Genomic DNA, 13196 nt, shown 5'->3' with positions numbered 1-13196 from the left:
TCGATCAATAAATTTAAATTCGAACTTGTCATGATCCGGCTGCCGGGCCAAAGTGGCGCCAACAAGAGGGGACAGGGATGGCGGCAGTATCAACCGCAAAGAAACAACCGGTGCGGCGCCGGCAGGCGGACCGGCGCGAGGAATCGCGGGAGCGTATTCTGGACGCTGCCGAGGAGCTGCTGGCACGGCGCGGCTATGACGGGGTCACGATGCGCGAGATTGCCTCGGCTTCGGCGACCGATACGTCGCTTCTGCACTATTATTTCAACACCAAGGCCGGGCTTTTCGATGCCGTGATTGCCCGCCGGGCCGGGATTGTGAACGAAACCCGGCAGGTATCGCTCGATGCCTATGCTGCAGGCCATGCGGGCAAGATGACGGCCGAGGGCGTGGTGCGGGCCTATCTGGAGCCGACCTTCCGTTTCATGATGTCGGGCGAGCCGGGTTTTCTGAACTATGGTGCGCTGATCGCCAAGCTGAACAGCACGGCGATGGGCGGCGATGTGGATACGACCCACACGCCGTTCGATCCCGTGGTGCGGCGGCTGGTGGAGATGCTGGCCGAGGTGCGCCCGGATGTGAAGGAAGCCGATATCTATTGGTTCTATCACCTGATGTCGGGTGCGATTTCCCTGTCGCTGGCGCAAACGGGCCGTATCGATGTGTTGTCAGGCGGGCAGTGCCGGTCCGGCGATTTTGCCGCAATCCTTGACCGCATGACCCGTGTGTTCGGCGAAGGCTTCAAGTCGCTCGGCAAGCTGGCCTGAAGTCAGGGCTTCAAGCCAGATCGAAGGCGTGGACCAGCAGCCCGATTGCCATGGTCACCATCATGGTGCCGACCAAAATATCAAGGATCTTCCAGGCGGCAGGCCGGGCGAAGAGGGGCGACAGGAAACGCGCCCCGAAGCCGAGGGCTGTGAACCAGATGACGCTGGCCGTCAGCGCGCCTGCCACGAACACGGGCCGCAACTGCTCCGCAATCGTTGAACTCACCGCACCCATCAGCAGCACTGTATCCAGATAGACATGCGGGTTGAGGAAGGTGAAGCCGGCGGCTCCGGCGAGGGCTGCGACAAGCGTTTTGCCCCCGCCGCCCGCAACCTGCATCGAGCTTGATGTCGCCGCCCGGCGAAAGGCAACGGCCCCGTACCAGCCAAGGAAGCAGGCGCCGCCGAGCGACAGGAACAGCGACAGGCCGGGGACAAGCTCAAGCGCTGCCCCCATGCCGGCCACTCCGGCGCTGATCAGGATGCCGTCGGACACCACACAGAAAAGGACGATCGGCCCTACATGTTCACGCTGCAAGCCCTGCCGCAGCACGAACATATTCTGGGCCCCGATTGCCATGATGAGGGCGGCGGTGATGGCAAAGCCGTTGGCGAATGTTGAAAAGATATCGGTCATGGCGCCGTTGTAGCGCTGCTCCTTATATTAGTGTATCTCAATTATGTAATGTTAATTAAGGGTTTCTAATGTGCTTGATTATGCGTCCCTCTCCGCCCTTGCGGCGATTGTGCGTGAAGGCAGCTTCGAGCGCGCGGCGGCTGCCCTTGGCGTAACGCCCTCTGCCATATCGCAGCGATTGAAGCTCCTTGAGGAACGCCTTGGCACCGTGCTGGTGGTGCGGGAGCAGCCATGCCGCGCCACGGCGGTGGGTGCGCGGCTTTGTGCCCATGTCGAGCAGGTCCGCCTGATGGAAAGCGAAATGGTGGGGGAACTGCCCTCGATTCTGGGGCAGCAGGTGGAGGAACGCCCGGTCATCCGGATTGCCGTCAATTCCGACAGCCTGAACACATGGTTCCCGGCAGCGCTTACGAGCTTCTCTGAAAAGACCGGCGCACTGTTCGATCTGGTGCTGGAGGATGAGGGCCACACGGCCGAGCGGTTACGCTCGGGCGAGGTGCTGGCGGCGGTGACGGCAGACCCGACACCGGTGCAGGGTTGCCGCACCGTGGCGCTCGGCGCGCTGCGCTATCTGGCAGTGGCGAACCCCGCCTATGTCGCAAGGCATTTCCCGAACGGGGTGGATGAGGCCAGCCTGCAGGCTGCGCCGGTGCTGCGGTACGACCGGATGGATCATCTGCAGGCACGCTGGGCGAAGGACTATTGCGGAGTTGATCTGGCCTCACCTCGGCACTGGGTGCCGTCCACACAGGCCTTCATCGATCTCACCCTCGCCGGTTTCGCCTGGGGGATGAACCCCGAGATGCTGGCCGCCCCTTATGTGAAGTCCGGCCGACTGGTGGAACTGCTGCCGGGCAAGGTGACGGAGGTGCGGCTTTACTGGCAGGCGTCCCGCGTTGGCGCCCGGCTCCTGGAAGCTTTGACCGGCGACGTTCAGCGCGCTGCACGGAAGGTGTTGCGGCAGGAGTAGGAGAGGGGCTCAGTCGTCCCGCGCCGGGCCGCGCCGCATCGCCTTGATGCCGGAGCGGTGCCCTTTGGCTTCCAGCCGCTTCTTCTTCTGCGCCTTCGAGGCCTTGGTGGGCACACGGTATTTCTGTTTGATCGATGCCGCCTTGATCATCTCGATCAAACGGTTTGTCGCATCCTCGCGGTTGGCATCCTGCGTGCGGAAGCGATTGGCGGTGATGACAATCTCGCCCGCTGTTGTCAGCTTCGATCCCGCCAGTTTTTCAAGCCGTGCCCGCACATAGGGCGGCAGCGACGGCGAATGGCGCGCGTCGAACCTGAGCTGTGCCGCAGAGGAAACCTTGTTCACATTCTGCCCGCCGGGCCCGCCGGCGCGGATGAAAGTGAAGCTGATTTCGGCCTCGTCGAGCCCTATCGTGTCGGTGATTTCTATCATGGGGGCGGAGCCTATCCGCTCGCCCGGAGCGATGCAACGATTGGTGCCTTGCGCCTGCCCTAATGCCACCCTATGATCGCGGCGCTTCGGGATGTGCATGCACCCCCGCGGCGTTGAGACTGATCGAAAGGGAATACATGATCGCGCGTGCTCTTGTCCTTGCCGGGCTTTGCCTGATGGTTGCAGCCTGCAACAGAAACCCGCTCGAGGTGAAGATTTCACGCTGCTCTGCCGTTGCCGTGGTTGGTGACGCCGGTACGGTCACGCGCTTCGCTGGCAGCGGCCGCACCGATCAGGATGTCTCCTACACCGCCACCATCATGAATGTGCTGACGGACTGCGAAGAGCCCGACGACAAGGAAAGCGGCGAGGTGACAGCCACCACCCGCTTCGTGGTTGGCGCCACGGCTGGCCCGGCGCTGACGAGCCGTACGGTGGATATTTCCTATTTCGTGGCGGTCCTGAAGGACAACAGCCGCATCATCACCAAAAAGACCTATCCGGTGACCCTGAATTTCGACGCCGACGGCAAAGCCTCGAGCGCCCAGACGATCCGTCATGTGGTGCCGTCGATCGAGCAGGCTCGTCGCTACGATTATGAAGTGATCGTCGGCTTCCAGCTGAGCCCCGACGAGGCGGTTTACAATATGGAACGCAGCTGAGCGTATCCGCCCTGACGCAATCCTGAAAAAGGCCCGCCCCACCTGTTGGAGCGGGCCTTTTTCTTTGCTTTTGTCACAATTGTCTCAAAAGGACATTTTTGAGATTGAAACTGCGAATGGATTGCATATAAGGAAGCGTTCGTCGGTTCATGAGAGTGAGTTTCAGTTTCGATTGCACCGACATCCCCATAACAAAATCGCAGGGATCGAAATGTCCGGTAACAAGCAGCCTCTTTCACTGAGGAAAGTTGCAGTGCGCCATGCAGCGCGCGGCACGGTTGGCCTTCTCTCGGCCGCTCTCGTAAGCTCCCACGCCTTCGCTGACACGGCGGACGCGAAGAAAAACCCGAAGAATGACGATATCGAGGAAGTTCTGGTCGAAGGCCGTCAGGCCGGCTCGAACCCCTATGCCGACCCGATGGCGCCCTACAAGATCGACCGTTCGGCTTCCTCGAAGCTGACGCAATCGATTCTTGATGCGGCCAAATCGATCACCGTGCTGCCGAAAGAGCTGATCGACGATACCGGCACCAGCACCTTCCGCGACCTGATGCGCATCCAGCCGGGTGTCACGCTCGGTACCGGCGAGGGCGGCAACGCTTTCGGTGACCGCGTCTTCATCCGCGGTTTCGATGCCCGCAACGACATTTATATCGATGGCGTTCGCGATCCGGGCGTTACCTCGCGCGAGACCTTCGCGGTCGAGCAGATCGAAATCTTCAAGGGCCCGAGTTCGGCCTTTGGCGGTCGTGGCACCACCGGCGGCGCCATTTCGATGATCTCGAAAGCCCCGCAAGCCAAGGATTTCGGCGACGTTGAAGTGACTGTCGGCACCGACGACACCAAGCGCGTGACGGCTGACGTGAACCGCCAGCTGAGCGACAAGCTCGCGGTGCGCGTCAATGGCATGTATCACGACAGCGAAACCGCAGGCCGTGACGAGGTCTTCAACGAGCGCTGGGGTGTGGCCGCTGCTGCCGCCTACCAGATGAACGAATCCGTTGAGCTCGGCCTCGATTATTATCACCTTGAAACCGACGGCCTGCCGGATTGGGGCGTGCCCTATGACGTGGCCAACAACGAGCCCTTCAAGGTGGATCGCAACAATTTCTACGGCCTTGTGAACCGCGACTTCCACAAGAACAATATCGACATCGTGACCGGCCAGATCCGCGCTGAGCTGAGCGACGGCAAGGTGCTGAAGAGCGTCCTGCGTTACGGCCACACCTGGAACGGTTATGTGGTCTCGGCGCCCGAACGCCCGGTGACCACCGATCCCGATCCGGCCAACTGGACCGTATCGGCAAGCCCGAAGAACCGGAACCAGACGAACAAATATCTCGTCAACCAGACGGACCTGACCTGGAAATCCGGTTTCGGCGGCGTCGAGCACACGTTTGTGGGCGGCTTCGAATTCTCGAAAGAGAAAATCCACAACAACCCCTACGGTTTCCTCGATTCCGAAGACCCGTCCACGGGCGGTGCGCCGACCCCCGGCAGCACTTCGGTTTCGCAGAATCTGTGGAACCCCGATCCGCACCTGCCGTGGGACCTTTTCGCGGTTCCGGGCACGTCCTACACCGAATCCGAAATCTCCACGAAGGCCTTCTTCCTGATCGACACGATCGAGCTGAACGACCAGTGGCAGGTCTTCGGCGGGCTGCGTTTCGATGACTTCGGCATCGATTACACCAGCATCGGCGGCCGCGGCGGCGACATGCAGCTTCGCAGCGACGACAACTTCTTCAACTGGCATGCAGGCGTGACCTACAAGCCCGCTGAAAACGGCAACGTCTATGTCTCCATCGGCTCCTCCTCGAACCCGCCGGGCGAGCAGGTGGACGGCGGCGGTGCGGCCTATGGCGGCATCTCCGGCAGCAGCCAGAGCATCGATGCCGAACGCAACATGAACTACGAGCTTGGCACCAAATGGGCCGTGTTCGACGAGCATTTCCTGGTGAGCGCCGCGCTCTTCCGTATCGAGAAAACGGCGGGCCGCTCGGTCACCGGTTCGGGCTCGTCGGAAGTCACCACGCTCAACGGCGAACAGCGCGTTGACGGTTTCGAAATCGGCCTTTCGGGCAATGTGACCGAAAAGCTCAGCCTGTTTGGCGGCGTCACCCTTCTTGATACCGAAATCCTTGCGTCCGATAACGAAGTAGAGATCGGCTCCAAACTGCCGAACGTGGCGGAGACGAGCGCCACGCTCCTTGCCAAATATCAGGCAACCGAGCGCTTCAGCTTCGGCGGTACGGCGGTGTATGCGAGCAAGATTTATGGCGGCACCACCTATGTCGGCACCACCTATCTGCCCTCGCACTGGCGCTTCGATGCCTTCGCGCATTTCGAGCTGAAGGAAGGCGTGGAAATCTCGCTGAATGTGCAGAACCTGACCGACAAGGTCTATTACGACAGCCTGTATCGCAGCAGCGCGCCCTTCACCTATATCGCGCCGGGCCGCTCGGCTACTGTGACGCTCGACATCGACTTCTGATCCGGGCAGTCTGACAAATGAACCATCTTGTCCGCCGGGTTCTGCCCGGCGGATTGCTATCCAGACGAGGCCGCTGATGCTGATCTGCATTCCCGATGTCCTGACCCCTGACGAGGTGAAAGCCTGCCGTGCCCTGCTGGAAGCAGGCGACTGGGTTGATGGCAACGCCACCTCGGGCGCACAGGCGGCCCGCGCCAAGAAGAATGAACAACTCAAGGAAGGCTCCGCTGCCGCTGCGAAGGTCGGCGATGTGATCCTCGCCGCGCTCGCCGCAAACCCGCTGTTTCTGTCGGCAGCCTTGCCGGAAAAGATTTTCCCGCCGCTGTTCAACCGCTATTCGGGCGGCCAGAATTTCGGCACGCATGTGGACAACGCCATCCGCCGTATCCCCGGCACGCCGATCAAAATGCGCACCGACCTTTCAGCCACGCTCTTCTTCGCGGGCGCAGACGAATATGAAGGCGGCGAACTGGTGATCGAAACGCAGTACGGTGCGCAGGAGGTGAAGCTCGATGCGGGCTCGATGGTCCTGTACCCGTCCACCAGCCTCCATCATGTGAAGCCGGTGACCAAAGGCACGCGCCTTTGCAGCTTCTTCTGGCTACAAAGCATGGTCCGCGACGGCGCCGAGCGGGAACTGCTGTTCGATCTCGACCAGTCCGTGCAGGACCTCGCCGCCGAGAAGGGCCTTGATGACCCGACAACCGTGCGGCTCACCGGGATTTACCACAATCTGGTGCGCCGCTGGGCGGGGGTGTGACGCCCCTCTTATGTCTGGAGGAAACGACTATGTATCAAATTGTTTGCGGAACATTTCTAGCAACCGTCGTTTCCTTCAATGTGGCGGCAGGAATGTTGGATATAGTAGATATGTTTCCCTATTTTGATGCGGTTGATCCGCTTCATTCCATCGGGATCATGACAACAGACGATGGGGGATATATCATTTACTCTGACGAGGTAGTCTCAGACTTCGTCAGAAGTGATGGAAAACAAGCATCCTATGCAATCGGTAAAGAACTAGGGATCGCAATCTATTTACCACCTGAAGAAGTAACCGTGGGGGATAGATGGGAATTTTCTGGCTGCGCCTTTAACGTTGTTTCTCGCCATCCTTATTATATGGATAACCATACGGATCACTATCTGAAGAGTATTCGGGCTGTATGTGACGAAATGCCAGGAGTATCGTATTTTTTATATTCAGACTTACTAGGAGTGCAGGCTATTTCTGTGGGTAGCGAAGTAAGTTCAGATGGGGTGGTCTCGTTTAGCGCTCAATACACTTATGTGTTGACTGGCTATAGGGTAGGTTTTGGGAATAATGGAGTGTTGGGTGAGAAATAATAATCGGGCTGCAATCCTCGCACGAGGGGATTGGAGCTAGATCCGCGCTCCAAACCCCGATTGACTCTTTTCCCCCTGCCACTATGATCGCGGCCACTGATTCAGGTCTTGCGGGGGCGGGCTAATGCTCCCCGTGGTGACTGTGCGGGAGAGACCGGACTCCAAATTCCGGCGCCGAAGGAGCAACCACCCCGGAAACTCTCAGGCAGAAGGACCGCACGGTCGGCGGACAACTCTGGAAAGCAGGCGGGCGAGGGCAACCTTGATCGCCTCACCGACGGGGTAAGCCGTCTGGCGCGATAGTGTGCGCGGACGGCGAAATCTCTCAGGTCCCATGACAGAGGGGGTTTTGGGCCGGTTCACCCCGGCGTCAACCCACGCCTGCGGAGTGCCTGCGCCGATGACCGATACCCCTCTCCATAAAACCCCGCTTTATGATCTGCATGTTGCGCGCGGCGCCAAGATGGTGCCCTTTGCGGGCTATGACATGCCTGTCCAGTATCCCCTGGGGATCATGGGGGAGCATAATCACACGCGGGAAAAGGCCGGTCTTTTCGATGTGTCGCACATGGGGCAGGCGATGGTGCGCTCGCGCGATGGCAGCGACCCGGCAGCCGCGCTTGAAAAGCTGATGCCCGGTGCCCTCCAGTCCCTGCAGCCGGGCAAGATGCGCTATACGCTTCTCCTCAATGATGAAGGCGGGATCGAGGATGACCTGATGGTCACCCGCACGCACGAGCCCGATGGTGCCCTGTATGTGGTCGTCAACGCCGGCTGCAAGGACAAGGATTACGACATCATCGAGGAAAAGCTCGGTCACCTGATCACGCTTGAACCTTTGGAAGACAAGGCCCTGATCGCGCTGCAAGGCCCGAAGGCCGAAGCCGCCCTTGCGCAGTTCGCGCCGGAGGTTGCCGAGCTTGGCTTCATGGAAGCCACGTCCGTGACGCTTGAAGGTGTTGTCTGCTGGATCAGCCGGTCGGGCTACACCGGTGAAGACGGCTACGAGATTTCGGTGCCGGAGGAAGCGGTTGTCTCGCTCACCGAGCGTCTGATCCGCCACCCGGATGTGGAGCTTATCGGCCTTGGCGCGCGCGACAGCCTGCGCCTTGAGGCGGGCCTTTGCCTATCGGGTCATGACTTTGACGCGAGCGTCAGCCCGGTTGAGGCGGGCGTCACCTTCGCGCTTGGCAAAAAGCGCAAGGAAGCAGGTGATTTTGCGGGCGCGTCGCGTATCCTGAAGGAACTTAGCTCGGGCCCCGCCAAGGTGCGGGTCGGTATCCGCCCCGAGGGCCGCGCGCCGGCCCGTGAAGGCACCGAGATTGCCGACGAGGCCGGAGCCGTGATCGGTGTTGTCACCTCCGGCGGCTTCGGCCCCACGGTGGGTGGCCCGGTTGCCATGGGCTTTGTGCCGCCTGCGCTTTCGGCCGTTGGCACGAAGCTCAATCTGATGATCCGCGGCAAGGCGCATCCGGCCACGGTCGCCGCCCTGCCGTTCGTTACCCAGCGCTACAAGCGCAAGACTGCCTGATATCTTCAGCTTATTTCGATAGGGGACCTGACATGCTGAAATTTACCGAAGATCACGAGTGGATCGAATATGTGGACGGCATCGCCACCGTCGGCATCACCGATTATGCCCAGCAGGCGCTGGGTGACGTTGTGTTTGTGGAACTGCCGGAAGTTGGCGCCACCTACTCGAAAGGCGATGAAGCCGCTGTCGTGGAATCCGTGAAAGCCGCGAGCGAGGTTTACGCCCCGCTTTCGGGCGAGATCAAGGCCGTGAACCACGAGCTGGAAGGTACGCCCGCGCTTGTGAACTCTGCCGCCATGGATGCCGGCTGGTTCTTCAAGATGAAGCTTGAGGACGAAGGCGAGCTCGACGACCTGATGGACGAAGACGCCTATAACGAGTTTCTTGCAAGCCTCGACTGAGGCTTGCCCCCGCTTTTCCGCGCCCGGAGCCTGACCCAATGCGTTATTTGCCGCTGACCCCTGCCGACCGGCAGGAGATGCTGACCAAGATCGGCGTGAAGGGCATCGATGACCTGTTCGTCGATGTCCCGAAGGATGCCCTCAACCCCGTGATCGATCTGCCCGCGCACAAAAGCGAGATGGAGGTGGAACGCCACCTCTCGCGGCTGGCGGCAAAGAACGTTCCGGCTTCCAGTGTGCCCTTCTTCGTGGGGGCCGGTGCCTACAAGCACCATGTGCCGGCGACCGTCGATCACATCATCCAGCGCGGCGAATTCCTGACGGCCTATACGCCCTATCAGCCGGAAATCGCGCAAGGCACGCTGCAGTATATCTTCGAATTCCAGACCCAGGTGGCGATGTTGACCGGCATGGATGTGGCCAATGCCTCCATGTATGACGGCTCCACCGCGTGCGGCGAGGCTGTGATGATGGCGCGCCGCGTGACCCGCCGGAACAAGGCGATCCTCGCCGGCTCCCTGCATGGTCATTACCGCGATGTTGTCACTACCATGACGCAATATACGGAAGACGAAGTTGTCTCGCTGGCCGCCAATCCGGCTGACCCGCACGGCGAGCTGAAAGCCGTGATGGACGCCATCGACGACACGACAAGCTGCGTCGTGGTCCAGAACCCGACCGCTTTCGGCGAGGTCCTCGATCTTCGTCCCGTGGCCGAAAAGGCGCATGCCCACAAGGCGCTTCTGGTGGTCGTCGTCACCGAAGTTGTGTCGCTCGGCCTCGTGATGAGCCCCGGCGAAATGGGCGCGGATATCGTGGTGGGCGAGGGCCAGTCGATCGGCAACGGCCTCAATTTCGGCGGGCCGTATCTTGGCCTTTTTGCCACCAACCAGAAATATGTGCGCCAGATGCCGGGCCGCCTGTGCGGTGAAACGGTGGACGCCGATGGCAAGCGCGGCTTCGTGCTGACGCTTTCCACCCGCGAACAGCATATCCGCCGCGAGAAGGCGACCTCGAACATCTGCACGAACTCCGGCCTTTGCGCACTCGCCTTCACGATCCATATGTCGCTTCTGGGCGACAAGGGTCTGACCGGCCTTGCCAGGGTGAACCATGCCCGTGCGCAAGCCGTTGCCAAGGCGCTTTCGGGCGCAGGCATTGAGGTTCTCTCCAAGCGCTTCTTCAACGAGATCACCGTTCGCGTGAAGGATGCCGCGAAGGCGGTTGAGGCGCTCGCCGACAAGGGCATTCTGGCTGGTGTGCCGGCCTCGCGCCTTTATCCCGGTGAAGGCTTCGATGACCTTCTGATCATTGCCGCCACCGAAACGGTGACGGGGGACGATATCAAGGCCCTTGTGAACGGCCTAAAGGAGTATGCGGCATGAGCATGAATAGCGAAGGTCGGCCCACCACCCCGAATGCTGTGACGACCGACGAGCACAAGTATGAAAGCTTCTCGGGCCACGTCGGCCTGCGCCTTGCCGAGCCGCTGATTTTCGAGATCGGCTCCAAAGATCGCACCGGTGTGGATGTTGAAGAAGTCGAAGGCTTTGTCTCGAACCTCGGCGCACTGGAGCGTACCGGTGGCACCGGCTGCCCCGGCCTCGCTGAACCCGATGTGGTGCGCCACTATACCCGCCTGTCGCGCCGTAACTATGGCATCGACATGGGCGTCTTCCCGCTCGGGTCCTGCACCATGAAGCACAACCCGCGCCTCAACGAGAAGATGGCCCGTCTGCCCGGCTTTGGGGACATCCACCCGCTGCAGCCGCAATCGACCGTGCAGGGTGCGCTTGGCCTGATGGAAGAGCTCTCGCATTGGCTGATGGAACTGACCGGCATGCCGGCGGTGGCCCTGTCGCCCAAAGCCGGTGCGCACGGCGAGCTTTGCGGCATCATGGCAATCAGGAAGGCGCTCGAGGCCCGTGGTGACGCCCGTGAAGTGATCCTCTGCCCGGAATCGGCGCACGGCACCAACCCGGCGACCGCTGCCTTCTGCGGCTACAAGGTGAAATCGATCCCCGGCAAGGCCAATGGCCGCGTCGATATCGAAGCCCTGAAAGCAGCGCTCGACGACACGGTCGCGGCCGTGATGGTGACCAACCCCAACACTTGCGGCCTCTTTGAAGATGAAGTGCGCGAGATTGCCGATGCGATCCACGCTGCCGGTGCGCTTTTCTACTGCGACGGCGCCAACTTCAACGCCATCGTCGGCAAGGCACGCCCCGGCGATCTTGGCGTCGATGCCATGCACATCAACCTCCATAAAACCTTCTCGACCCCGCACGGCGGCGGCGGCCCGGGCTCCGGCCCTGTCGTCTTCTCCGACCGGCTGAAGGATCATGTGCCGCTGCCCTATGTGGTGAAAACGGCTGATGGCCTTTCCTTCAAGGAGCATCTGGACGGTGATAACGACCCGAGCTTTGGTCGTCTTGTCGCCTTCCACGGCCAGATGGGCATGTATGTGCGCGCCCTTTCCTACATGCTGAGCCACGGGGTGGATGGTTGCCGTCAGGCCAGCGAGGACGCAGTTCTCAATGCCAACTATATCAAGGCCTGCCTTGATGACCTGATGACCGTCTCGTTCGAAGGTCCGTGCATGCACGAAGTGCTGTTCGATGACGAGTTCCTGAAGGGCACGGGTGTTACCACGCTCGATTTCGCCAAGGCGATGATCGACGAGGGTTACCATCCGATGACCATGTATTTCCCGCTTGTCGTGCACGGCGCCATGCTGGTGGAGCCGACCGAGAGCGAGAGCAAATACAATCTGGATCAGTTCATCCGCTCGATGCGCGGCCTCGCAACTGCCGCCAAGGCAGGCGAAACCAACCGCTTCATTGGGGCGCCATATTTCGCGCCCTGGAAGCGACTGGACGAGACGCAGGCAGCCCGGAACCCGGTCCTGCGCTGGTCGCCAGAGGCGGAAGCCGCCGAATAGCCAGGAAAACAAGAAGGGGGCGCGATGCCCCCTTTTTCATGCCGGTGAATGCGGCAGCGGTCAGCCGACCCGGTCTTTCACGCGTTCATAGTAAACGCGCATCCGCTCCATATCCGCGAGGATGGCCTCGTCGGCATAGTCGAAGCGCCGGACACGGTTATAGTCGCGCAGGGCCTGCCGTCCGTCCGGATCGTCATGCATATTCTTGAGGGCGGCAATCAGCCGCGCCTTCAGTTCGGGATCCATATCCTTGCGGACAAGGGTCACAGCGCGCAGGAGCGGTTCGCTGGTGCTGATCACCTTCATGCGGGTACGGGCAAGTGGTTCCTCGATCTGGGGCGAGGCCCAGTCTTCGTCGCTCAGCGCACCGGCCACGGCCTTGCCATCGGCGATATAGCGCGCGGCAGCGCCGTCCTCGTGGGTGAAGATATAGCCGACCTTGCCAGCGGGGACGGGATCGGTCGGGGACGCCAGTTCCACGGTCTGCAGCCCTTCACCGCGCAGCATCGCGAGCGGGAACAGGAAGGCCGATGTGGAACCCGGCCCTTCGAAGGCGACAACCTTGCCGACGAGGTCACCAAGCGTCGTCACGCCGGATTTCTCCGACGCGACGATCAGGCTGCGATAGGAGATGACGCCGTGGCGGCGTTCGCGGAAGGTAATTTCGGCATTCGTGCGGTCGATGATGGCCCAGGCGGCAAGCGGCGTTTCCGATACAAAATCCACCTTGCCTGCATTGATGGCATCCGACATTGAAGGAATGTCGGCCAAGCGTGCGGATTCGATTTTCAGGCCGGGAATATCCGAAAGGACAGTCGCCAGATAATCGATCACCAGTCCTTGGCGGTCACGCAGGTCCTGTGTGTCATCGCAGATGCAGCCAAATACCAGATGACGCCCTTCTTCCGCCGCGGCGGGCAGGGCGGTGCTCAGGGTCGCCGCAAGGGCGACTATGGCTGACGTAATCAGGCGCATCTGTTTCTATCTTGGATCGGAATACGGGCCGCATTC

The 13196-nt window shown here is 60.9% G+C and carries 13 protein-coding genes and 1 riboswitch; of the genes, 10 read left to right on the top strand and 3 right to left on the bottom strand.

Annotated elements, in window-relative coordinates:
* Positions 1-77: 77 nt before the first annotated feature.
* Positions 78-767: a TetR/AcrR family transcriptional regulator gene (locus PH603_RS13895; RefSeq protein ID WP_289503140.1), complete on the top strand. Its 690-nt coding sequence runs from the start codon at positions 78-80 to the stop codon at positions 765-767.
* 10 nt (positions 768-777) lie between these two features.
* Here the strand turns inward: PH603_RS13895 and PH603_RS13890 are convergent, their stop codons facing one another.
* Positions 778-1404: a LysE/ArgO family amino acid transporter gene (locus PH603_RS13890; RefSeq protein WP_289503139.1), complete on the bottom strand. Its 627-nt coding sequence runs from the start codon at positions 1402-1404 to the stop codon at positions 778-780.
* 70 nt (positions 1405-1474) lie between these two features.
* Between PH603_RS13890 and PH603_RS13885 the strand changes: the two genes are divergently transcribed.
* Positions 1475-2374, top strand: coding sequence for a LysR family transcriptional regulator ArgP (locus PH603_RS13885; RefSeq protein ID WP_289503138.1), 900 nt, complete (start codon positions 1475-1477; stop codon positions 2372-2374).
* A gap of 9 nt (positions 2375-2383) precedes the next feature.
* On the opposite strand, the gene arfB is transcribed toward PH603_RS13885, so the two are convergent.
* Positions 2384-2806 (bottom strand): alternative ribosome rescue aminoacyl-tRNA hydrolase ArfB, encoded by a 423-nt coding sequence (gene arfB / locus PH603_RS13880; protein WP_289503137.1) that lies wholly within the window; start codon positions 2804-2806, stop codon positions 2384-2386.
* 137 nt (positions 2807-2943) lie between these two features.
* Between arfB and PH603_RS13875 the strand changes: the two genes are divergently transcribed.
* The 8 genes from PH603_RS13875 (at position 2944) to gcvPB (ending at position 12185) form a co-directional block, all read left to right on the top strand.
* A complete protein-coding gene (locus tag PH603_RS13875) occupies positions 2944-3468 on the top strand; it encodes a hypothetical protein (protein ID WP_289503136.1) in 525 nt (174 codons plus the stop codon).
* A gap of 253 nt (positions 3469-3721) precedes the next feature.
* Positions 3722-5962 carry a TonB-dependent receptor gene (locus PH603_RS13870; RefSeq protein ID WP_289503135.1) on the top strand — a complete coding sequence of 747 codons (2241 nt, stop codon included), beginning with the start codon at positions 3722-3724 and terminating at the stop codon, positions 5960-5962.
* A gap of 76 nt (positions 5963-6038) precedes the next feature.
* Positions 6039-6722, top strand: coding sequence for a Fe2+-dependent dioxygenase (locus PH603_RS13865; RefSeq protein WP_289503134.1), 684 nt, complete (start codon positions 6039-6041; stop codon positions 6720-6722).
* A 29-nt stretch (positions 6723-6751) separates the two neighbouring features.
* Positions 6752-7309, top strand: a complete 558-nt coding sequence (locus PH603_RS13860; RefSeq protein ID WP_289503133.1) for a hypothetical protein — start codon at positions 6752-6754, stop codon at positions 7307-7309.
* Between the two features lie 135 nt (positions 7310-7444).
* A riboswitch (glycine riboswitch) is annotated at positions 7445-7536 on the top strand.
* A gap of 173 nt (positions 7537-7709) precedes the next feature.
* Complete coding sequence (gene gcvT / locus PH603_RS13855; protein ID WP_289503132.1) at positions 7710-8840, top strand: glycine cleavage system aminomethyltransferase GcvT; 1131 nt, start codon at positions 7710-7712, stop codon at positions 8838-8840.
* 32 nt (positions 8841-8872) lie between these two features.
* Positions 8873-9244, top strand: coding sequence for a glycine cleavage system protein GcvH (gene gcvH / locus PH603_RS13850; RefSeq protein WP_289503131.1), 372 nt, complete (start codon positions 8873-8875; stop codon positions 9242-9244).
* Positions 9245-9282: 38 nt separating this feature from the next.
* A complete protein-coding gene (gene gcvPA / locus PH603_RS13845; RefSeq protein WP_289503130.1) occupies positions 9283-10629 on the top strand; it encodes an aminomethyl-transferring glycine dehydrogenase subunit GcvPA in 1347 nt (448 codons plus the stop codon).
* A complete protein-coding gene (gene gcvPB / locus PH603_RS13840; protein ID WP_289503129.1) occupies positions 10626-12185 on the top strand; it encodes an aminomethyl-transferring glycine dehydrogenase subunit GcvPB in 1560 nt (519 codons plus the stop codon). Before gcvPA ends, gcvPB begins: the two co-directional genes overlap by 4 nt.
* 60 nt (positions 12186-12245) lie before the next feature.
* On the opposite strand, the gene PH603_RS13835 is transcribed toward gcvPB, so the two are convergent.
* Positions 12246-13160, bottom strand: coding sequence for a PhnD/SsuA/transferrin family substrate-binding protein (locus PH603_RS13835; RefSeq protein ID WP_289503128.1), 915 nt, complete (start codon positions 13158-13160; stop codon positions 12246-12248).
* Positions 13161-13196 lie beyond the last annotated feature (36 nt).

Source organism: Gimibacter soli (assembly GCF_028463845.1).
Lineage (GTDB): Bacteria > Pseudomonadota > Alphaproteobacteria > Sphingomonadales > Kordiimonadaceae > Gimibacter > Gimibacter soli.
The sequence above is the reverse complement of the archived record's forward strand: the minus strand, read 5'-3'. Positions and strand labels throughout refer to the sequence as shown.